Raw genomic sequence first — 21,297 nt, forward strand, 5'->3', positions numbered from 1 at the left:
CACCCGTGGGAACCGACCCCGCGCACGAGGCGCGCGACCCGCGCGACGCGCACCGCGCGCACGCACCGGCGCGACCGCCGCGGCTGGCCGTCCGCGGCGTCACCAAGCGGTTCGGCGCCGTGCGCGCCGTGCGCGGGGCGGACCTCGTCGTCGCCCCGGGGACGGTCCACGCCGTCGTCGGGGAGAACGGCGCGGGCAAGTCGACGCTCATCAAGATCCTGTCGGGCGCCGAGCGCGCCGACACCGGGACGGTCGCCGTCGACGGCGAGGAGGTCACGATCTCCTCCACGGCCGACGCCATGGCGCTCGGCATCGCGACCGTCTACCAGGAACCGCAGCTGTTCGCGGAGCTCACGGTGGCGGAGAACGTCTTCACCGGCCGGGAGCTGCGCCGGCGCGGACGGGTGGACTGGGCCGCGCAGCACGCGCGGGTCGTGGAGCTGCTGACCCTGCTCGGGCTGCCCGAGCGGTACGCCACCGCGGCCGTCGGCAGCCTGTCCATCGCCGAGCAGCAGCAGGTGTCGATCGCCAAGGCGCTCGCCGGGGACGCCCGCGTCCTGATCCTCGACGAGCCCTCGGCGATCCTCACCGACGCGGAGGTGGAGGTCCTGTTCGGCGTCGTGCGCCGCCTCACCGCGCGCGGGGTGTCGATCGTCTACATCTCCCACCGCCTCGACGAGCTGCCGCTCATCGCCGACGAGGTGACGGTCATGCGCGACGGGCGCACCACCGGCACGCACCCCATCGGCGAGGTCAGCGTGCGCCGCCTGGTCGAGCTCATGGTCGGCGGCCTGGTGGAGACCGAGCGCGCCGAGCGCACCGTGGCCGACGCGCCGCCGCGGCTGGAGCTGCGCGGCCTCGGGGTGGAGGGCAGGTTCTCCGGCGTCGACGTCCGCGTCCGCCCCGGCGAGATCGTCGCCCTCTACGGCCTCGTCGGTTCCGGGGTCGCCGAGATCGGCGCGACCGTCTACGGCATCGCGGCCGCCACCGCGGGCGAGGTCGTCGTCGACGGGCGCGCCGTGCGCCCGCGCAGCCCCGCGCACGCCAAGGCGCTGGGCATCGCGATGCTGCCGGCCGACCGCAAGCAGCAGGGCCTGTTCACCTTCCAGCCCATCTCCTTCAACATCTCCGCCGGGCACCTGGGCCTGCTGTCGCGGGCGCGGGTGTGGGTGGACCGGGCCCGCGAGCGCGAGGTGGCGCGGGACATGGTGCGCCGCCTGTCGGTCAAGACGCCCTCGGAGAGGCAGGTCGTCTCGGCGCTGTCGGGCGGCAACGCGCAGAAGGTCGTCCTGGCCCGCCAGCTCGTGGACCGCCCCGGCGTCCTCGTCCTCGCCGAACCCACCCAGGGCGTGGACGTGGGCGCCAAGGAGGAGATCCACCGCATCGTCACCGGACTCGCCGACGAGGGGACCGCCGTGCTCATCGTGACCTCCGACCTGCCCGAGGCGCTGCGCCTGGCCGACCGCGTGCAGGTCGTGCGCGCCGGCACGACGACGGCCGAGTTCGGGCGCGGCGCCACGCAGGTCGACGTCCTGGCCGCCGCGGCGGGCGCCGGGGACGGCGCTGGGCAGGTCGCGCCGTGACCGCCACCGCACCGCCCGCCCCCGCGCACGGCGCACCCTCGCGCGGGCGGGTCCTGCCGCCGCCCGTCACCGGCCAGGAGGTCGTCCTCGTCGCGCTGATCGCCGTGCTGTGGCTCGTCCTGGGGCTGGCGACACCGGCGTTCCTATCCGCCGGCTCGATCGTCCCGCTGCTGGTGGCGACCGCGCCCGTGGCGCTCATCGGCATCGGGATGACCGTCGTCATCGTCACCGGCGGGATCGACGTGTCCGTCGGCAGCACCGTGATGGTCAGCGCCGTCGTCGTCGCCACGACGATGGTCGCCACCGGGGTGCCGCTGCCGGCCGCCGTGGCGCTGTCCGTGGCCGTCGGCGGGCTGCTCGGCCTCGTCAACGGCGTGCTCATCGCCTACGGGCGCGTGCACGCCATCATCATCACCTTCGGCACCCTCAACCTGTTCCGGTTCATCGGCCTGCGGGTGTTCGACTCCTCGACCGTCGAGGGCATCCCCGCCACCCTGGCCGTGTTCGGGCGCGGCGAGGCCGGGCGCACCCTCGGCGTCCCGCACAGCTTCGCCATCACCCTCGTGCTCGCGGCCGCGGCCTGGTGGTACCTGCGGCACACCGCGGGCGGGCGGCACTTCTACGCCGTCGGCGGCGACGCGCACGCCGCCCGGCTGGCCGGGGTGGCGGTGCGCCGGCGGGTCCTGTCCGCCTACGTCCTCACCGGCGTGCTGGCCGGGCTGGCCGCCTGCTTCGTCCTCGCGCAGGGCACCTCCAGCCTGGCCGCGAACGTCGGCTCCGGCACCGAGCTGGCCGTCATCGCCGCCGTCGTCATCGGCGGGACGTCCATCACCGGCGGCCGTGGTTCCGTGCTGGGCACCGTCCTGGGGGCGCTGCTGGTGCAGACCGTCGCCACCGGCGTCACCCAGCTCGGCTGGCCCTCGCAGCTGTCGGCGCTGTTCGTGGGCGTCTCCATCGTCGTCGCGGTCGGCACCGACCTGATCCGCCAGCGCACCAGGAGGTCGTCGTGACCGCCACCGCCGCCCGGCCCGCCGACGCGGGCACCGACCGGCCGGAGTCCCTGCCCGCGAAGGCCCTGCGGGTCCTGCTCACCCAGCGCACCGCGCTGCTCGTCGTCCTGCTCGTGGCGGTCCTCGTCACCATGACGACCCTCAGCCGGCGCAACTACCTCACCGCGCCCTACGACACCGGCTACCTGGCCGCCACCCTCATCAACGCCGTCCCGCTCGTCATGCTCGGCCTGGCCGAGCTGCTGGTCATCACCTCCGGCCGCGGCGGCATCGACCTGTCCGTGGGCTCGATCGTGTCCCTGACCGGCATGGTGTTCGGGTTCGCGTACGGGCTGTGGGGCTGGCCGCTGCCGGCGGCGCTCCTGCTCGCCGTGGTGTTCGGCGGGCTGTGCGGGGCGGTCAACGGGGCGCTCGTGGCCTACCTGGGGTTCCCCGCGCTCATCACCACCCTGGCCACGTACTACGCGTTCAGCTCGCTGGCGCTGGTCGTCAACCGCCAGCAGCCCATCAACTCCGAGCCCGTGCAGCAGCTGTACTCCGCGGCCGCGGCCGTCGACCTGCCGCTGCTGCCGGAGGCGTTCCCGCGCGTGCCGCTGGGCGTGTTCACGTTCCTGCTGCCCACCGCCCTGCTCGTGTGGGTCGTGCTGGCCCGCACCACGTGGGGCCGTCGCCTGTACGCCGTGGGCACCAACGACGTCGCCGCCCGCTGGGCCGGGATCGACGTGCGCCGCACGCGGTTCAGCGCCTACGTCGCCGCCGGGGCGATCTCCGGGCTGGTCGCCGTGGTGACCGTGGCGCAGTTCGCCTCCGCGCGCCCCGACGCCGGGACCACCGGCAACGGGATGGCCCTGCCCGCCATCACCATCGCCGTCCTCGGCGGGGTCGCCATCACCGGCGGGATCGGCCGCGTCGGCGGGGTCGTCCTGGCCGCGCTGCTCGTGGTGTGGCTCAACGCCGGGATCCTGCTCGCCGTCCCCGGCAACGCGGGCGCCCAGTTCCAGCTGCTGTCCCTGGGCGTCGTCCTCGTCGTCGCCGCCCTGCTCAACGGGGTCGCCACCCGCCGCTACGGCGGGACCTCGTGAGCCCCGCCGTCGAGACCGGAACCCCCGCGACCACCGTCACCGCCGTCGACCTCGGCGCCGGCAGCGGCCGCGTCGTCGCCGCCGCCTTCGACGGCGAGCGCCTGCGCACCCGCACCGTCCACCGCTTCCAGCACGCCCCGCGGACCGTCGACGGCGTCCTGCGCTGGGACGTGGCGGCCCTGTGGGCGGGGGTGCGCGAGGGGCTGGCCGCGCTCACCGCCGCCCACGGCGTCCCGGCCTCCGTGGGCGTCGACGGCTGGGGCGTCGACCACGCCCTGCTGCGCGCCGACGGGACGCTCGCGGCCGAGCCGGCCTGCTACCGCGACCCCCGCCGGTCCGCGGCGCTGGAACGGGCGGTCGCCGAGGTCGGCCGCGAGCGCCTGTACGCGGCCACCGGCACCCAGGTGGCCCCGATCAGCACCCTGTTCGCGCTGCTGGCCGACGCCCGCGGCGCGGCGGCCGAGCGCGAGCGGCTGCGCGAGGCGGCGCAGCTGGTCATGCTGCCCGACCTGTTCCACCACCTGCTGCGCGGCGCACCCCCGGTGCCCGTGGTCACCGAGCGCACCGCCGCCTCCACCAGCGCCCTCCTCGACGTCACCACCGGCGCGTGGGCGCGCGAGCTGCTCGACGAGCTCGACCTGCCCGCGCACCTGCTGCCCGGGGTCGTGCCCGCCGGCACGGACACCGGGCCGGTGGGCGGGGACCTGGCCGGCCTCCTGCCCGGCACCCGCGTCGTGCTGCCCGCCGCCCACGACACCGCCAGCGCGGTGGCCGCCACCCCCGGCGTCGAGGACGGCGCCCTCTTCCTGTCCTGCGGCACCTGGTCGCTGCTGGGGACCGAACGGCGCGAGCCCCTCGTCGGCCCCGCCGCGCGCGACGCGGAGCTGACCCACGAGGCCGGGTACGGCGACGACGGCGGCACCGTCCTGCTGCTGCGCAACCTCACCGGCGACTGGCTGCTGCAGGAGTGCCGCCGCGCCTGGGCCCGCGAGGGCCTGCGTCTGGGCGCCGCGGACCTGGCCGCGCTGGCGGCCGCCGAGCCGCCGCTGCGCAGCCTCGTGGACCCCGGCGACCCCGCCTTCCTGGCGCCCGGCGACCTGCCCGCGCGCCTGCGCGCGGCCTGCGCGCGCCACGGCGAACCCGTCCCGGCCACCCCCGGCGCCCTGGCGCGCTGCGTCGTGGACTCCCTGGCCCTCGCGCACCGCGACGCGGTCGCCGCGCTGGAGCGCGTCACCGGGCACCGCGCACCCTCGATCACCGCCACCGGTGGCGGCTCCCAGCACGAGCTGCTCGTGCGGGCCACCGCCGACGCCACCGGCCTGCCCGTGCGCCTGGGGCCCGTGGAGGCCACCGCCACCGGCAACGCGGGCGCGCAGCTGGTCGCCCTCGGCGACCTGGCCGGCCCCGCCGACGTACGGCGCCTCGTCGACGCGGACCCCCGCTGCCGCCGCGTCGTCGAGCCCGCGGCCCGCTCCGCCGAGCGCTGGGGCGAGGCGGCCGGGCGCTGGCGGCGCCTGGCCCGGCGCACCGCCGGCGCCACCACCGGCACCCCCGCCGCCGGCGGCGCGCGGGAGGTGCCCGCGTGAGCACCACCTGGGAACCGGACCTCGTGCCCGCCGAGCTGCTCGACCTGACGCACCGCCTCGGCGACCCGGTGCGCGACCTCGTCGTGCTCGCCGAGGGCAACACCTCGGCGCTGCTGCCCGACGGCCGCGTCGTCGTCAAGGCGTCCGGGTCCTCGATGCGCACCGCGACGGCCGCGGACTTCGTCGTCGTCGACCCGGGCGCGCTGCTCGCGCTCGCCGACGACCCCGCCGCCGACCAGGACGCCCTGACCGCCGCCCTGGACGCCGGCGAGCACGACGGGCGGCGCCGGCGCGCGTCCATCGAGACCCTCGTCCACGTGGCCGCGCAGCGCTTCACCCCCACGCCGTTCACCGGGCACACCCACCCCACCGCCGTCGTCGGCGTCCTCGCCAGCGTCCACGCCGCCACCGCCTGGGACCGGCACGTGTACTCCGACGAGGCCGTCGTCGTCGGCCGGCCCCTGTTCGTGCCCTACGCCTCCCCCGGCATCGACCTCGGCCGCGCGTACCTCGCCGCCCTGGCCCACCACCACGCCGAGCACGGGCAGGTGCCGCAGCTCGTGCTGCTCGGCAACCACGGGATCGTCGTGCACGCCGGCACCCCGGCCGCCGTGGACGCCGTCACCGAGATGGCCGTCAAGGGCGCCCGCGTCCGCGCCGCCGCCTACGCCGCCGGCGGCCTGGCCCCGTTGCCCACCGCCTCCGTCGAGCGCTTCTCCGCCCGCGCCGACGTCGCCGAGCGCCGCCAGGTCCTCGGCGTCCCCGGCGTCCCCGGCGTCCCCAGCCCCCCACCGACCGGCACCACGGGAGAGGAACCATGAGCATCACCTACGGCGTGCACGCCCTCGTCTGGACGGGCGGGTGGTCCGAGCGCGAGGCGCGCGCCGCCCTGGAGGCGACCGCGGAGGCCGGCTACGACCTCGTCGAGCTCGCGCCCATCGACCCCTCCGGGTTCGACGCGGCGATGACCGCGCGGCTGCTGGCCGAGCACGGCCTGCGCGCCAGCGCCTCCCTGGGCCTGGACGAGTCCACCGACGTCTCCAGCGAGGACCCCGAGGTCGTCGCCCGCGGCCGCGAGCGCCTCGGGCAGGCCCTGCGCATCGTCCGCGACGTCGGCGGCGACACCCTGTGCGGCGTCATCTACTCCAAGCTCGGCAAGTACGCCGGGCCGGCCACCGAGCGGGGACGGGAGAACTCCCGCGAGACCATCGCGCGGCTGGCCGACGAGGCCGCCGCCTCCGGCATCGTGCTGGGCATCGAGTTCTGCAACCGGTACGAGACGAACATCGTCAACACCGTCGCCGAGACGCTCGACTACATCGCCGCCGTGGACCGCCCGAACGTCGTCGTCCACGTCGACACGTACCACATGAACATCGAGGAGCGCTCGTTCCGCGAGGCCGTGCACGCGGCCGCCGCCGCCGGCCGCCTGGGCTACGTGCACGTCGGTGAGTCGCACCGCGGCGCGCTGGGCACCGGCACCGTCCCGTGGGAGGAGTTCTTCACCGCCCTGCGCGACGTCGGCTACGACGGCACCGTGACGTTCGAGTCGTTCTCCTCGCGGGTGGTGCACCCCACGCTGTCGAACTCGCTGGCCATCTGGCGGGACCTGTGGAGCGACAACCGGGCGCTGGCCCGCGACGCGCTGGCCTTCGTCAAGGCGGGGCTGGAGCGGTGAGCGGAGCCCGTCCCGGGAGCGGCGCCGAGGCCGTCCACCCGGACCTGGCCGGCGCGGTGGCCGTCGTCACCGGCGGCGGGCGCGGGCTCGGGCTGTCGATGGCGCGGGCGCTGGGCCGGCAGGGCTGCCACGTCGCCCTGCTGGACCTGCTGCCCGGCGTGGAGGACACCGGGGCCGAGCTGGCCTCGGAGACGGGCCTGCCGGCGCTGGGGCGGGGCGCCGACGTCACCGACGCCGGGGACCTGCGCGCGGCGTTCGACGCGGTCGCCGAGCGCCTGGGCACCCCGCGCGTGCTGGTCACCGCCGCCGGGATCGCCGCGTGGGCCGACGCCGAGGACCAGCCGCCGGAGCAGTGGCGCCGCGTCCTCGACGTCAACCTCACCGGCACGTTCCTCGCCTGCCAGGCCTTCGCCCGGCACGCCCTGCCCGCCGGGCGCGGCGCCGTGGTCACCGTCGGGTCGATGTCCGCGAGCATCGTCAACGTGCCCCAGCACCAGGCCGCCTACAACGCCTCCAAGGCCGGGGTGGAGCACCTGACGCGCTCGCTGGCCGTGGAGTGGGCGCCGCGCGGGCTGCGCGTCAACGCCGTCTCCCCCGGCTACACGCTCTCGGACATGACGCGGCAGTTCACCGACGCCCGGCCCGAGCTGCGCCGGCGCTGGGAGGAGCTGACGCCGATGGGGCGGATGGGCGAGCCGTCCGACCTGGACGGCGTCGTCGCCTTCCTGGCCTCCGACGCGGCGCGGTTCGTCACCGGCCAGGCGATCGTCGTCGACGGCGGCTACACGCTCCTCTGACCCCGCCCCCTCCGCCGTGATCATGGACGGGTGAACGCTCACCCGTCCATGATCACGACGAGAGGGAGGTCAGCGGGCGGGCTGGTCGCCGTCGAGGTCGTCGTCGTCCTCGAGCTCGTCGTCCTCGTCGAGGTCGTCGTCGTCCAGCTCGTCGTGCTCGACGGGCTTGCGGTACGGGTCGGCCTCGCCCGCGGGGCGGGAGCCCGCGGCCAGGGCCGCCACGCGAGCGTCCTGCTCGGCCGCCGAGCGCAGCAGGTCCTCGATGTGCGTGGCGGTCTCGGGGACCTCGTCGGAGGTGAACGTCAGCGTCGGGGTCAGCCGCACGCCCGTGCGCTTGCCGACCTCCGAGCGCAGCACGCCCTTGGCGCTCTCCAGGGCCGCCGCGGTGCCGGCCTTCTCCTCCTCGGAGCCGAAGACCGTGTAGTAGAGCGTCGCGTGCTGCAGGTCGTTCGTCACCCGCGCGTCGGTGATGGTGACGAACCCCAGCCGGGGGTCCTTGACGCGCTTCTCGAGCGCCTCCGCGACGACCACCTTGATGCGGTCGGCGAGCTTGCGGGCGCGGGTCGGGTCCGCCACGGGACTCTCCTCCTGGGGGTGACTAGTCCTCCGACGACAGCAGCTGCCGCCGGGTGCTGAGGATCTGGAACTCGGGGTGCGCCGCGACCAGCCGCTCGCAGCGGTCCAGCACGTCGGCGCAGCGCGCCGCGTCCGGGGCCACGACCGCCACCGCCACCTCGGCGCGGCGGTGCAGGTCCAGGTGGCCGGTCTCGGCCGCGGCGACGTCGAAGGAGCGCCGCAGCTCGGCGACGAGGGGACGGACCAGGCTGCGCTTGCCCTTGAGCGAGTGCACGTCGCCCAGCAGCAGGTCCACGGTGAGGGTGGCAGCGAACACGGGTGGGGGTGCGGCCTCCCCCGCGGGTGTCTCGGGTCCCGTCCGCGGGCGCGGACGGCGACGGCCGGGGCGGGAGGGAGGTCCCGCCCCGGCCGTGGTGGGCGCTGGGCCCGGCCGGATCAGCCGGTCAGCGCGGCTTCTCCTGCATCTCGAACGTCTCGATGACGTCGTCGACCTGGATGTCGTTGAACGACCCCAGCCCGATGCCGCACTCGTAGCCCTCCCGGACCTCGGTCGCGTCGTCCTTGAAGCGGCGCAGCGACTCGATGTTCAGGTTGTCCCCGTGCACCACGCCGTTGCGCAGGACGCGCGCCTTCGTGTTGCGGCGGATGAGGCCCGAGCGGACGAGGCAGCCGGCGATGTTGCCGAACTTCGAGGAGCGGAAGACCTCCCGCACCTCGGCGGTCCCGAGCTGGACCTCCTCGTACTCCGGCTTGAGCATGCCCTTCAGCGCGCTCTCGACGTCCTCGATCGCCTGGTAGATGACCGAGTAGTAGCGGATGTCGACGCCCTCGCGGTCCGCGTACTCCTTCGTCTGCTGCTCAGGACGCACGTTGAACCCGATGATGATCGCGTTCGACGCGACGGCGAGGTTGACGTTGTTCTTCGTCACCGCGCCGACGCCGCGGTCGATGACCCGCAGGTCGACCTCGTCACCCACGTCGATCTTCAGCAGGGCGTCCTCGAGGGCCTCGACCGAGCCCGCGCCGTCACCCTTGAGGATGAGGTTGAGGGTCTCGACCTTGCCCTGCTCCAGCGCCTTGGTGAAGTCCTCCAGCGAGATGCGCTTGCGCGCCTTCGCCAGGGCCGCGTTGCGCTCCTGCGCCTCGCGCTTCTCCGCGATCTGCCGGGCCGTGCGGTCGTCGGGAGCGGCGAGGAAGGTGTCGCCCGCCCCCGGCACCGACGTCAGGCCGAGCACCTGCACCGGACGCGACGGGGTCGCCTCCTCGACGTTCTCGCCGTTCTCGTCGAGCATCGCGCGGACGCGTCCGTAGCCGGTGCCCGCGACGATGGCGTCGCCGACGCGCAGGGTGCCGGACTGCACCAGCACCGTCGCCACCGGACCGCGACCCTTGTCGAGGTTGCCCTCGATGGCCACGCCGCGGGCGTCCTTGTCGGGGTTCGCCCGCAGGTCCAGCGCCGCGTCGGCGGTCAGCAGGACCGCCTCCAGCAGCTCGTCCAGGCCGCGGCCCTGCTTGGCCGACACGTCGACGAACAGGGTGTCGCCGCCGTACTCCTCGGCCACCAGGTTGTACTCGGTGAGCTGCTGCCGGACCTTGTCCGGGTTGGCGCCCTCCTTGTCGACCTTGTTGACCGCGACCACGATCGGCACGTCCGCCGCCTGGGCGTGGTTGAGCGCCTCGATCGTCTGGGGCATCACGCCGTCGTCGGCCGCGACCACGAGGATCGCGATGTCGGTCACCTTCGCACCGCGGGCACGCATGGCGGTGAACGCCTCGTGACCGGGGGTGTCGATGAAGGTGATCGGGCGCTCGACGCCGTCGTGCTCCTTGGCGACCTGGTAGGCGCCGATGTGCTGGGTGATGCCACCGGCCTCCTTCGCGACCACGTCGGAGGAGCGGATGGCGTCCAGCAGCTTCGTCTTGCCGTGGTCGACGTGACCCATGACGGTGACGACCGGCGGGCGCGCCTCCAGGTCCTCGTCGCCCTCGGCCTCGAGCTCGGCGTCCAGGTCGATCGAGAAGCCGGCGAGCAGCTCGCGCTCCTCGTCCTCCGGCGAGACGACCTCGATGACGTAGCCCAGCTCGCCGCCCAGCAGCTGGAAGGTGTCCTCGTCCAGCGACTGCGTCGCGGTGGCCATCTCCCCCAGGTGGAAGAGGACGGTCACCAGCGCCGCGGGGTCGGCGTCGATGCGCTCGGCGAAGTCGCTCAGCGACGCGCCGCGGCGGATCCGGACGACGGTCGTGCCGTCGCCGCGGCGGACCTGCACGCCACCCACCGAGGGGGCCTGCATCGCCTCGTACTCCTGGCGCTTCGCGCGCTTGGACTTGCGCCCGCGGACCGGACGGCCGCCGGCGCGCCCGAAGGCGCCCTGCGTGCCACCGCGGCCACCGCGGCCCGGACCACCGGGACGGCCGGCGAAGCCGCCGCCACCACCGGCGCCGCCGGGACCGCCCGGACGGCCGGCGAAGCCGCCGCCACCACCGGGACGACCGCGACCGGGAGCGCCGGGGCGCCCCGCGGGCGCGCCGGGACGGCCGACCGTCGGGCGGGCCGGCATCATCCCCGGGTTCGGGCGCGGGCCGCCCGGACGCGGGCCGCCGGGGCCGGCGGCGCCGCCGGGACGGGGACCGCCCTGCGGACGCGGCATGCCCTGGTTGGCCGCGAACGGGTTGTTGCCCGGGCGCGGACCGCCCTGCGGGCGCGGCATGCCCTGGCTCGTCGCGAACGGGTTGTTGCCCGGGCGGGGAGCACCGGGACGCGCCGCGCCGGCCGGGCCGCCCTCGCGGCCGCCGGGGCGGCCACCGGGAGCGGGACGGTCACCGCGCGGGCCGCCGGGACGGCCGTCGCGCTCGGGCGGGCCGGGACGGCGCGCACCGGGCGCGGGCGCGCCGGGACGGCCGCCGGCCGGTCCACCGGGACCGCCGGGACCACCCGGGCCGGGACGGCCACCGGGCAAGGGACGGTCACCGCGCGTCGGGCCGCCCGGTGCGGGCGGCGTGGACGGGCGGGCCTGCCCACCGGCGGCGGGAGCCTGCTGACCCGGGCGGGCGCCACCGGGCGTCGGCCGCTGCTGACCCGGGCGGGCCGGGGTCGCGGGCGACGGGGCGGACGCCGCCGGCTGGGCCGACGCGGCGGGGGCCTGGAAGGCCGGGCCCGGCGCGGGCGCCGCGGGGGCGGCCGGAGCCTGGGGGGCCGAGGGGGCCTGCGCGGCGGGAGCCGCCGGGGCGGCCGGAGCCGGACGGGCGGCGGGACCCGGCGCGGGCGCCGGGCGGGAGGGCACCGGCGCGGGGCCCGGGCGGGCTCCCTGCGGCAGGCGCGGTCCCGGCTTCACGGCCGGGGCGGGACGGTCGGCGCCGCGGGCGCCGCCGTCGTGGGGGAACTTGTCCTTCAGGCGTCGGATGACCGGCGGCTCGACGGTCGACGACGCCGACCGGACGAACTCACCCATCTCCTTGAGCGTGGCCAGCACGACCTTGCTCTCGACCCCGAACTCCTTGGCGAGCTCGTAGACCCGGACCTTTGCCACATCTCTCCTGTCTCGGTCCGGGCCACCTCGAGGGCGCGGACCGTCGTCAGTCGGGGGTGTTCATCGCTGCGCACTCATCGGGTGCTCATCAGCTGTTCGACCCGCTCTCGTCGGTGGTGGTGGACACGACGCCCTCGACGTGCGAGCGCACGGCGGAGGTGTCGAGGGGACCGGTGCGGCGCAGGGCGCGGGCGAAGGCCCGCCTCTTGTCCGCAGCGGTCAGGCACGCGGGGTCCTCGTGCACCCACGCGCCCCGGCCGGGGAGCCGGCGCCGGGCGTCGACGAGGAGCACGTCCCCGTCGCCGGGGGCGACGACCCTCAGCAGCACCGACCGGAGGTCCCGTCCTCGACAACCCACGCAGGTGCGCAGCGATTCCACGACGGCCCCCTCGGGACGGGTGCTGTCGCGCCGCGCGGTGGATCGCCGGTCGGGTCGACCGGTCGGAGCGAGTGACACGATGGCGGAAGTGTAGCGCTGCGGGCCCGCCTCAGCGTCCGCGCGTCGCGCCCGGGGCCGCGCTGCGGTCGCCGGGACGCCCCGACGTGCCCGCGGCCCCGGAGCCGCCGGGACCCCCGGCGTCCCCGGGCGCCTCGGTGTCCGGGCGGATGTCGATGCGCCAGCCCGTCAGCTTCGCGGCCAGGCGGGCGTTCTGCCCCTCCTTGCCGATCGCCAGCGACAGCTGGTAGTCGGGCACGACGACGCGCGCGGCGCGGGCGACCTCGTCCACGACGGTCACCGACGTCACGCGCGCGGGCGACAGCGCGCTGGCCACGAAGGCCGCCGGGTCGTCGGAGTGGTCGACGATGTCGATCTTCTCCCCGCGCAGCTCGGCCATCACCGCCCGCACCCGCTGCCCCATCGGCCCGATGCAGGCGCCCTTGGCGTTGACCCCGGGCCGGGTGGCGCGCACCGCCATCTTCGAGCGGTGCCCGGCCTCGCGCGAGAGCGCCGTGATCTCCACGGTGCCGTCGGCGATCTCGGGGACCTCCAGCGCGAACAGCTTGCGCACCAGCTGCGGGTGCGAGCGCGAGAGCACCACCTGCGGTCCCTTGGGGCCCTTGCGCACCGACACGACGAAGCAGCGCAGGCGGCTGCCGTGCTCGTAGCGCTCCCCCGGCACCTGCTCCTGCGGGGGCAGCACGCCCTCCAGCGCCCCGAGGTCCACCTGCACCACCCGCGGGTCGCGCCCCTGCTGCACGACGCCGGAGACGATCTCGCCCTCGGTGCCGGCGAACTCGCCCAGCACCTGGTCGTCGGCCGCGTCGCGCAGCCGCTGCAGGATGACCTGGCGGGCCGTCGTGGCGGCGATGCGCCCGAAGCCGGAGGGGGTGTCGTCGCGCTCGGCCAGGACGGTGCCGTCCTCGTCGCGCTGGGCCACCAGGACCCGGCACTCGCCGCTGGTGCGGTCCAGCTCCACGCGGGCGTGCGGCTTCGCGCCCTCGGTGTGGTGGTAGGCGCTCAGCAGCGCCTGCTCGATCGCGCGCACGAGCGTCTCGAAGGGGATCTCCTTCTCCCGCTCGAGCAGGCGCAGGGCCGCCATGTCGATGTTCACCGCTCGTCCTCGTCCTCGTCCACGTCGTCGTCCAGCTCGTCCGCGTCGTCCGCGTCGTCCGCGTCGTCCGCGTCGTCCGCGTCGTCGTCCAGCCCGCCGGCCGGGGCGTCACCCGCCCGGCGGAACTCCACCTGCACCTCGCCGCGCAGCACGTCGGCCAGCGCCACCTCGCGCGGCGCCCCGACGTCGGCGGCCCGGGGCGGGCGGCCCTTGACCGGCTGCGGCTCCAGCCGCAGCAGCACCACCGCGCCGTCCCCGTCCCCGGTGACGGACTCGACGCGCCCGAGCACCTCGCCGCCGGCGCGCAGCAGCACCCGCACGAGGCGCCCGCGGGCGCGGGAGAAGTGCCGCGCGCTGGTCAGCGGCCGGTCCACGCCGGGGGAGGTGACCTCCAGCGTGTACGGGACCTCGCCCAGGGCGCCGGAGGCGTCCAGCGCCTCCGAGACCGCCTGCGAGGCCACCGCGACGGCGTCCAGGTCGACCTCGCCGGGCTCGTCGCCCGCCAGGTCGACGACCACCCGCACGACGCGGCGGCGCCCGGCGGTGGTCACGGCCACGTCCTCCAGCGCCAGCCCGGCCCGCTCCACGGGCCCGGTGAGCACGCCGGTCAGCACGTCCGGCAGGGCACCGGGCGCGGACTGCTCGGACGACGGCACGGTGCTGCTCCCCAGGTCGCGGGCGGTCGCGCGGGCCCGCACGACGACGGACCACCTTAGCCGCCGCGGCGACCCCCGCCCGCCCGCGAGCGCCGGGCGGGACGCGGGGCAGCGGGCGAGCGCGGACCGGGCGCGGGCCGGGCGCGGACCGGGCGCGCGGGAGGCGCGTGGCACGATGCCCGCCGTGCGCGCCCCCCGTCCCCCCGCCGGCGGTGGGGCGCCGCCGGACCCCGGCCGGCGGGCGCTCCTGAGCGCGGGCCTGGCGGCCGGCGCCGTCCTGCTGGGCGGCTGCGGCGTGCGGTGGGTCAGCGGGCCCGAGCCCACGCCCACCCCCGCGCGGGGCCCGGACGACGACGCGCGCGACACCGCGGTGGCCCAGGCCCGCGCGCTGGCCGCCGCGCCCGCCGACCCCGCCGCGGGCGAGGAGGTGCGCGCGGTCCTGGCGGACGTCGCCGCGGCCGCGGGGGAGCACCTGCGCGCGCTGGGCGACGACGGCACCGGGCCGACCACCGGGCCGGGGGCTCCGGGCGACCCCGCCCGGGTGCTGGAGGTCCTCACCGCCGCCACCGCCGACGTCCCCGCGGTCCTCGCACCCCTGTCGGGCGGCGCGGCGCGGCTGCTCGCCGCGGTGGCGGTCTCCCGGCGCCTGCACGCCGAGCGCCTGGCGGCGGCGCTCGGCGCCCCCCTGGAGCCTCCCGCTCCCGCCGGCCCCGGCGAGTCGGCCCGCGCGGTCGCCGCGGAGGCCGCCGCGCTGACGGGGACGCCCGCCGCGGACGGCGGCGCCCCGGCCGGCGCGCTGCAGGACGCGCTCGCGGGCGCCCACGCCGCCGTCCACGCCCACGGCCTCGTCGCCGGCCGGGTGCTGCCCGCGGTGGACGAGGGCGTCCACCGGGCGGCCCTGGCCGCGGCGGACGCCCACCGCGTCGTGCGCGACGCGCTGGCCGGGCTGCTGCGCGCCCGCGGGACCGAGCCCGTGGCGGCCGCGCCCGCGTACGACCTGACCGCGCCCGCCCCCGGGGACGTGGCCGCCGCCCGCGACCTGGCCCGGCGCGTCGAGCTGGCCCTCGTCGACGTCTGGTCCGCCGGGGTGGCCGCCACCCGCGCCGAGCGGGCGCTGGCGGCCGCGGGCTGCCTGGCCGCCGCCCGCGACGCCGCCTCGTGGGGGGCGCCGGTGCCCGCGCTGCCCGGGCTGGGAGACTCGCCCTCGCCATGACGAGCAGCGCGAGCGGGACCGGGCCGGGCGGCCGCACCGACGGGGACGGCGGGGACGGCGGGGACGGCCGGGACGCGGGGACGGTCCGCGTGCTGACGTGGAACGTGTGGTGGCGCTTCGGCGACTGGCGCGCCCGCCGCGACGCGCTGCTGGCCGTCCTGGAGCGCGAGCGCCCCGACGTCGTGTGCCTGCAGGAGGTGTGGGCCACCGCGGAGGAGAACCTCGCCGAGCAGCTGGCCGAGCGGCTGGGCATGAGCGCGGCCTGGTCGCCCTCGCCCGCCCCGCAGCGCTGGCAGCGGCGCCTGGCCTGGACCGGCGAGGACGCCGAGGACCCCGCCGGCGTCGAGTTCGGCAACGCCGTGCTCTCGCGCTGGCCGCTGCGCGAGACGCGCGTCGCCGACCTGCCCACCGGGGGCGGCGAGCCGGAGGGCCGCACCGCCCTGCAGGTGCTCGTCGAGGCGCCGGGGCGGCTGCTGCCGGTGACCACGACCCACCTGAACTCCTCCCCCGCCGAGTCGGCCGTGCGCTGCGAGCAGGTGCGCGCCCTCGTGCGCTTCGTCGCCGAGCGCCGCGACCGCTCCTGGTACCCGCCGGTCCTCACCGGCGACTTCAACGCCGTGCCCGAGTCCGACGAGGTGCGCCTGGCGTGCGGGTACCAGACGGCCGGGCCCGTGGAGGGCTTCGTGCTGCTGGACTCCTGGCGCTTCGCCGAGCCCGGCGACCCGGGCCTGTCGTGGGACCGGCGCAACCCGTGGGTGGCGCGCGTGCACCAGCCCAGCGCCCGCATCGACTACGTCCTCGTCGGCCTGATGCCGTTCACCGGCGAGGGCGCGGTGCTGGGCGCCCGGCTGGCGGGCACCGAGCCGGAGGACGGGGTGTGGCCCTCCGACCACGCGGCGGTCGTCGTGGACCTGCGGGCCTGACCCCGGGCACCGAGGCGGTCGCCGGCGTTCAGCCACCGCGCTCGCGGCGGGCGACGCGCTTCCAGTTGGCCCCCAGCTTCTGCAGGTGCACGCGCGTGCGGTCGGCGCGGAAGAAGTCGAGGGCGTGCTCGACGGCCGCGCCGTCCACGTCGTGCGCGGTGCGGCGGATCGCCAGCAGCGCCGCCCCCGCCGGCACCTGCAGCAGCCGGGCCTGCTCCGCGGTGGCGGGGACGGCCTCGACGGTCTCGTCGGCGCGGTCCAGCTCCAGGCCGTAGCGGGCGGTCAGCGTCGCGTACAGCGACTCGGTGAGGTCGTGCTGCAGGAGCCCGGGGTAGCGGCGGGCCGGCAGCACCGAGCGGTCCAGCGACCACGGCACGTCGTCGACGCGGCGCAGGCGCACGACGCGGACGACCTGCTCGCCCTCGCCCAGCCGCAGGGCCCGCCGCTCGTCGGGACCGGGGACGCCCAGCTCGGCCCGCAGCACCGTCGTCGCCACGCGCATCCCCTGCCGGCGCACCATCTCCGGCACGCCCATGGTCGTGTTCAGGTGCCGCTGCACCTTCCCGTCGTGGGCGAAGACCCCGCCCGTGCGGCCGGTGGCCCGCCGCACCCGCCCCTCGTCCTCCAGCCGGTCGACGGCCTGGCGCAGCAGGGAGCGGCTCACCCCGAAGCGCTCGGCCAGCGCCCGCTCGGACCCGACGAGCTCGCCGGGGTGGAACCGCTCGTCGCCCAGCAGGCGCAGCAGCCGCAGCCGCACCAGGGCGGCGGCGTCCTCGGGCGGCGCGGGGCGCTCGGTCACGCCGGCGGAACCTACCCGCCGGCAGCCGCTCACCGCCCCAGCGCCGTGAGCGAGTCGTCCAGGGCGGTGACCAGCGTGCCCACGTCCTCGCGGGCGAACGCCAGCGGCGGGCGCAGCTTGAGGACGTTGCCGTGCGGGCCGGCCACGGAGGTCAGGACGCCGCGCTCGCGCAGCTCCTCCAGCACCTCCAGGGCCAGCGGCCCGTCGGGTTCGCGGGTGCCGCGGTCGCGCACCAGCTCCAGCCCGGTGAACAGGCCCGCGCCGCGCACGTCGCCGACGCACTCGTGCCGCTGGGCCAGGACGCGCAGCTCCGCCAGCAGCAGCGAGCCCACGACGAGGCTGTGCTCCTGCAGCCCCTCGGCGCGGATCGTCGTCAGGACCGCCTGCGCCGCGGCCATCGAGACGGGGTTGCCGCCGAAGGTGTTGAAGTAGGGGACGCGGTCGCTGAAGGCGGCGAGGACCTCCTCGCGGGCCACCAGCCCGGAGACCGGGACCCCGTTGCCCATCGGCTTGCCCAGGGTGACGACGTCGGGGACGACGCCGTGCCGGGCGAACCCCCAGAACTCCTCGCCGGTGCGGGCGAAACCCGGCTGCACCTCGTCGGCGATGAACACGCCCCCGGCGCGGTGGACGACGTCGACGGCCTCGGCCAGGTACCCGGCGGGACCGGGCAGCACCCCGTCGGAGGAGAAGATCGAGTCGGCGACGAGGCCGGCGAAGCGCGTGCCGCTGCTCTCCATGTCGGCGATCGCGGCGCGCACGCGGTCCGCGAACCACGCGCCGACGTCGGCGGCACCCGTGCGGTAGGCGTCCGGCGCCGGGACCAGCCGCGCCGTCGGCGCGATCGGCTGGCCCGAGCCCAGCGCCGGGGACACGCCGGACGTCAGCTCGCTGGTGCCGTGGTAGGCCTCGGTGGTCGCGATGAACCCCTCGCCGCCGGTGACGGCCCGGGCCACGCGCAGCGCCAGGTCGTTGGCCTCCGACCCGGTGCACATGTACATGGCGCGGGCCCGGCCGGGACCCAGTTCCGGCGGCATCGTGGCGAGCAGGTCGTCGGTGTAGTCGAGGATCCGCCGGTGCAGGTAGCGGGTGTGGGTGTTCAGCTCCTGCATCTGCCGGTGCACGGCCTCCACGACCGCCGGGTGGCAGTGGCCCAGGCTGGCGACGTTGTTGTAGACGTCCAGGTAGCGGCGGCCGTCGGCGTCCCACAGGTACTGCCCGCGCCCGTGCACCAGGTGCACCGGCCGGCGGTAGAACAGCCGGTAGGAACCGCCGAGCACGGCGTCGCGCCGCTCGGTCAGCGCGCGCGTGGTCGCGTCCAGGCCGTCGGCGTGCTCGGCGCGGAAGCTGTTGCCGTCCATGATGGTCGAGCGGCTCACGAGGGGTCCTCCACGGTGGCGCGGGGCGCCGGTCGGTCGTGCGGGGCACGGGTGCGCGGGAGCTGCGACCGGCCGTCGCAGCGGGGCCCGACCCTCTCGAGCGGCGGTCAGCGCCATCGTTCCCGCCCGCCGCCCGTCCGCCGAGCGCCCCGCGTTTCGCCCGTGTTGCGGTTGCGCGCGCCGCGTGAACGGTTGGTTTCGCGCGCCGGAGGCTCCCCGGCGGCCACCGGGCGTGCCATGCTCACCGCGGGCCCGACCCTCCTCGCACCCCGAGGAGGAACCCCGTGACCAGCACCGCCCTCGACAGCGCCAGGAACCCCGCGACCCCCGCGGCGCCACCCGCCGCGTCCCCCGCCGCGTCCCCTGCCGCGCCTCCCCCGGCGCACCCCGCGCCCCTGGCGGCGTTCGACGCGCTGCGCCGCGGCGACGCCGCGCCGGACTGGCTGGCCGGCCCCGTCCTGCGCGCGTGGGGCCTGGACCCCGCGACGACGACGCTGACGCTCATCGCCGTCTCCGAGAACGCCACGTTCCTCGTGCGCGCGGCCGGGGAACCCGTCAGCGTCCTGCGCGTCCACCGCCCCGGGTACGTCGCCGACCCCGGGCAGATCGTCGCCGAGCTGCGCTGGGTGCGGGCGCTGCGCCGCGACACCGACGTGCGCGTCCCCGACGTCGTGCCGACCCGCGACGGCGACCTCGTCGCCGCGCTCGACGCCGCCGGGACCCGCTGGTACGTCGTGGCGTTCGGGCACGTGCGCGGCGACGTCCTGGAGGACGTCGCCGACCCGCGCCCCTGGTACGGCCGGATCGGCGCCACGACCGCCCACCTGCACGAGCACGTGGCGCGGTGGTCGCTGCCGGCCGGGGCCTCCCGGTTCTCCTGGCGGCTGACCGACGCGCTGGGCGCCGCCAGCCGGTGGGGCGACTGGCGGGGCGCCGCTCTGGCCCCCGCCGAGCGGGCCCTGCTGGAACGGGCCGAGGCCGCCGCCCGCGACGACCTCGCCGGCCTGCCCACCGGCGGACCCGGCTGGGGCCTCGTGCACGCCGACCTGCGCCCCTCCAACGTCCTCGTCGACGGCGACGACCTGACCGTCATCGACTTCGACGACTGCGGCACCACCTGGCTGCTGTGGGACTTCGCCGCCGCCCTGTCGTTCATCGAGCACGAGCCGCACGCCCCCGAGCTCGCCCGGTCCTGGGTCGAGGGGTACCGCACCGTGCGCGACCTGCCCGGCGAGGCGCTGCGCACGGCCGCAGCGCTCAGCACCGTCCGGCGGCTGCAGATGCTCGGCTGGACCACCACCCACCGCGCCGACGCGCTGCCCGCCGCCGTCTGGGACGCGCAGGTGCCCGGGACCCTCGCCGTCGCCGAGCGCTACCTGGCGCGGCGCACCTGGTTGTTCGACTGACGCGCCGCCCCCTCCCCCACCCCACCCCGCGAGAGGCAGGACCCCTGTGACCGCACCCACCACCCGCAGCGCAGCGCGCGACGACGACTACTTCGCCCGGCGCGCGCTGCGCCGCGGCGCCGCCGGCTCGTTCCTCCTGGCCGGGCTCGGCGTCTCCTTCGTCATCTCCGGCGACTTCTCCGGCTGGAACCTCGGCCTGGCCACCGGCGGCTGGGGCGGCCTGGCGGTCGCCTTCGTCGCCATGGGCCTCATGTACTCCTGCATGGTGCTCGGGCTCGCGGAGATGTCCGCGGCCCTGCCCACCGCCGGCGCCGGCTACGGGTTCGCCCGCCGGGCGCTGGGCCGCCTCGGCGGGTACGCGACCGGGCTGGCCATCCTCGTCGAGTACGCCATCGCCCCGGCCGCCATCGCCGTGTTCATCGGCGGGTACGTGGAGAGCCTGGGCCTGTTCGGCACCACCAGCGGCTGGCCGGTGTACCTGGCCTGCTTCGCGGTGTTCGTCGGCCTGCACCTCGTCGGCGTCGGGGAGGCGCTGAAGGTGATGCTGGCCATCACCGCGCTCGCCGTGCTGGCGCTGGTGCTGTTCGCCGTCGGGATGCTCCCCCACTTCGACGTCGCGAACCTGCTGGACGTCCCCGTGAGCGACGCCGCCGGTGCGAGCGCGTTCCTGCCGTTCGGGTACGCCGGCGTCGTGGGCGCCCTCGTGTTCGCCATCTGGTTCTTCCTGGCCGTGGAGGGCGTGCCGCTGGCGGCCGAGGAGTCCCGCGACCCCGCCCGCGACATGCCGCGCGGCATCATCGGCGCCATGGCCGTGCTCGTCGTCACGGGCCTGACCGTCCTCGTCCTGGCGCCCGGCGGAGCGGGGGCGCAGCTCGTGGGCGCCTCCGCCAGCCCCCTGCCGGACGCCCTGCGCGCCGTCGGTAGCGACCGGCTGGCCGTCGTCGTGAACTACGTGGGGCTGGCCGGGCTCGTGGCCAGCTTCTTCTCCATCGTGTACGCCTACTCCCGCCAGCTGTTCGCCCTCTCCCGCGCCGGCTACCTGCCCACGTGGCTGTCGCGCACGTCGCCGCGGGGCACGCCGACGTGGGCGCTCCTGGTCCCCGGTGCCGTCGGGTTCGCGCTCGCCGCCGTCGTGGAGGACGGGGACGTCCTCATCAACGTGGCCGTCTTCGGCGCCGCGGTCTCCTACGTGCTGCTGAACCTGTCCCACATCGTGCTGCGGGTGCGCGAACCCGGGATGGAGCGCCCGTACCGCACGCCCGGCGGGGTCGTCACCACCGGTGTCGCGCTGGTGCTGTCGTGCGTGGCGCTGGCCGCCACGTTCGTCGTCGACGTGCGCGCGGCCGTCGTCACCGCGCTCATCTTCGCGGCCGGGCTGGCGTACTTCCTCCTGCACTCGCGCCACCACCTCGTGGCCACCGCGCCGGAGGAGGAGTTCGCCCTGCTGGCCGCCGCGGAGGAGGAGCTGCGCTGATCCCCTCCCCGGTGCCGGGCCCCGGGTGCGGACGGCCCCGGCCGCGGTGACCATC

Annotated in this window: 19 protein-coding genes; 11 read left to right on the top strand and 8 right to left on the bottom strand. The window is 76.8% G+C overall.

Annotated elements, in window-relative coordinates; translation table 11 throughout:
• Positions 1-5: 5 nt before the first annotated feature.
• From AB8M62_RS01810 to AB8M62_RS01840, 7 genes are read left to right on the top strand one after another with little or no spacing between them, the layout of a single operon-like run.
• A complete protein-coding gene (locus AB8M62_RS01810; RefSeq protein WP_369068465.1) occupies positions 6-1,583 on the top strand; it encodes a sugar ABC transporter ATP-binding protein in 1,578 nt (525 codons plus the stop codon).
• A complete protein-coding gene (locus AB8M62_RS01815) occupies positions 1,580-2,593 on the top strand; it encodes an ABC transporter permease (RefSeq protein ID WP_369068466.1) in 1,014 nt (337 codons plus the stop codon). The genes AB8M62_RS01810 and AB8M62_RS01815 overlap by 4 nt, the downstream gene beginning before the upstream one ends.
• A complete protein-coding gene (locus AB8M62_RS01820) occupies positions 2,590-3,675 on the top strand; it encodes an ABC transporter permease (RefSeq protein ID WP_369052906.1) in 1,086 nt (361 codons plus the stop codon). The genes AB8M62_RS01815 and AB8M62_RS01820 overlap by 4 nt, the downstream gene beginning before the upstream one ends.
• Complete coding sequence (locus tag AB8M62_RS01825; protein WP_369068467.1) at positions 3,672-5,261, top strand: rhamnulokinase; 1,590 nt, start codon at positions 3,672-3,674, stop codon at positions 5,259-5,261. Before AB8M62_RS01820 ends, AB8M62_RS01825 begins: the two co-directional genes overlap by 4 nt.
• Positions 5,258-6,082, top strand: coding sequence for a class II aldolase/adducin family protein (locus tag AB8M62_RS01830; RefSeq protein ID WP_369068468.1), 825 nt, complete (start codon positions 5,258-5,260; stop codon positions 6,080-6,082). Before AB8M62_RS01825 ends, AB8M62_RS01830 begins: the two co-directional genes overlap by 4 nt.
• Positions 6,079-6,939: a sugar phosphate isomerase/epimerase family protein gene (locus AB8M62_RS01835; RefSeq protein ID WP_369068469.1), complete on the top strand. Its 861-nt coding sequence runs from the start codon at positions 6,079-6,081 to the stop codon at positions 6,937-6,939. Before AB8M62_RS01830 ends, AB8M62_RS01835 begins: the two co-directional genes overlap by 4 nt.
• Positions 6,936-7,736: an SDR family oxidoreductase gene (locus tag AB8M62_RS01840; RefSeq protein WP_369052900.1), complete on the top strand. Its 801-nt coding sequence runs from the start codon at positions 6,936-6,938 to the stop codon at positions 7,734-7,736. Before AB8M62_RS01835 ends, AB8M62_RS01840 begins: the two co-directional genes overlap by 4 nt.
• Positions 7,737-7,805: 69 nt before the next feature.
• Here AB8M62_RS01840 and rbfA read toward each other — a convergent pair whose 3' ends face one another.
• The 6 genes from rbfA to rimP all read right to left on the bottom strand — a co-directional run bounded on the left by rbfA (position 7,806) and on the right by rimP (position 14,048).
• The gene (gene rbfA, locus AB8M62_RS01845; RefSeq protein ID WP_369068470.1) at positions 7,806-8,312 is read right to left on the bottom strand and encodes a 30S ribosome-binding factor RbfA; all 507 of its coding nucleotides are present in this window, start codon (positions 8,310-8,312) and stop codon (positions 7,806-7,808) included.
• A 22-nt stretch (positions 8,313-8,334) separates the two neighbouring features.
• Positions 8,335-8,628 carry a DUF503 domain-containing protein gene (locus tag AB8M62_RS01850; protein ID WP_369052897.1) on the bottom strand — a complete coding sequence of 98 codons (294 nt, stop codon included), beginning with the start codon at positions 8,626-8,628 and terminating at the stop codon, positions 8,335-8,337.
• 127 nt (positions 8,629-8,755) lie between these two features.
• A complete protein-coding gene (gene infB / locus AB8M62_RS01855; RefSeq protein WP_369052895.1) occupies positions 8,756-11,839 on the bottom strand; it encodes a translation initiation factor IF-2 in 3,084 nt (1,027 codons plus the stop codon).
• An 88-nt stretch (positions 11,840-11,927) separates the two neighbouring features.
• Positions 11,928-12,218, bottom strand: a complete 291-nt coding sequence (locus AB8M62_RS01860) for a YlxR family protein (RefSeq protein WP_369068471.1) — start codon at positions 12,216-12,218, stop codon at positions 11,928-11,930.
• Positions 12,219-12,327: 109 nt separating this feature from the next.
• Positions 12,328-13,392: a transcription termination factor NusA gene (gene nusA / locus AB8M62_RS01865; RefSeq protein ID WP_369052894.1), complete on the bottom strand. Its 1,065-nt coding sequence runs from the start codon at positions 13,390-13,392 to the stop codon at positions 12,328-12,330.
• Positions 13,389-14,048, bottom strand: coding sequence for a ribosome maturation factor RimP (rimP, locus tag AB8M62_RS01870; protein ID WP_369068472.1), 660 nt, complete (start codon positions 14,046-14,048; stop codon positions 13,389-13,391). Before rimP ends, nusA begins: the two co-directional genes overlap by 4 nt.
• A gap of 184 nt (positions 14,049-14,232) precedes the next feature.
• Here rimP and AB8M62_RS01875 point away from each other — a divergent pair, with 184 nt between their 5' ends.
• Together AB8M62_RS01875 and AB8M62_RS01880 are read left to right on the top strand one after the other, a co-directional pair.
• Entirely contained in the window at positions 14,233-15,261 is a 1,029-nt protein-coding gene (locus AB8M62_RS01875) for a DUF4439 domain-containing protein (RefSeq protein ID WP_369052891.1), read from the top strand.
• Complete coding sequence (locus AB8M62_RS01880) at positions 15,258-16,184, top strand: endonuclease/exonuclease/phosphatase family protein (protein ID WP_369068473.1); 927 nt, start codon at positions 15,258-15,260, stop codon at positions 16,182-16,184. Before AB8M62_RS01875 ends, AB8M62_RS01880 begins: the two co-directional genes overlap by 4 nt.
• A gap of 28 nt (positions 16,185-16,212) precedes the next feature.
• Here the strand turns inward: AB8M62_RS01880 and AB8M62_RS01885 are convergent, their stop codons facing one another.
• Positions 16,213-16,983, bottom strand: a complete 771-nt coding sequence (locus AB8M62_RS01885) for a GntR family transcriptional regulator (RefSeq protein ID WP_369052887.1) — start codon at positions 16,981-16,983, stop codon at positions 16,213-16,215.
• Between the two features lie 29 nt (positions 16,984-17,012).
• Positions 17,013-18,344 (bottom strand): aspartate aminotransferase family protein, encoded by a 1,332-nt coding sequence (locus AB8M62_RS01890; protein WP_369053035.1) that lies wholly within the window; start codon positions 18,342-18,344, stop codon positions 17,013-17,015.
• A gap of 302 nt (positions 18,345-18,646) precedes the next feature.
• Here AB8M62_RS01890 and AB8M62_RS01895 point away from each other — a divergent pair, with 302 nt between their 5' ends.
• Positions 18,647-19,768, top strand: coding sequence for a phosphotransferase enzyme family protein (locus AB8M62_RS01895; protein WP_369052886.1), 1,122 nt, complete (start codon positions 18,647-18,649; stop codon positions 19,766-19,768).
• Positions 19,769-19,814: 46 nt separating this feature from the next.
• Complete coding sequence (gene eat, locus AB8M62_RS01900) at positions 19,815-21,242, top strand: ethanolamine permease (protein ID WP_369052885.1); 1,428 nt, start codon at positions 19,815-19,817, stop codon at positions 21,240-21,242.
• Positions 21,243-21,297 lie beyond the last annotated feature (55 nt).

It is taken from the genome of Kineococcus terrestris (assembly GCF_041020755.1).
GTDB classification, from domain to species: domain Bacteria; phylum Actinomycetota; class Actinomycetes; order Actinomycetales; family Kineococcaceae; genus Kineococcus; species Kineococcus terrestris.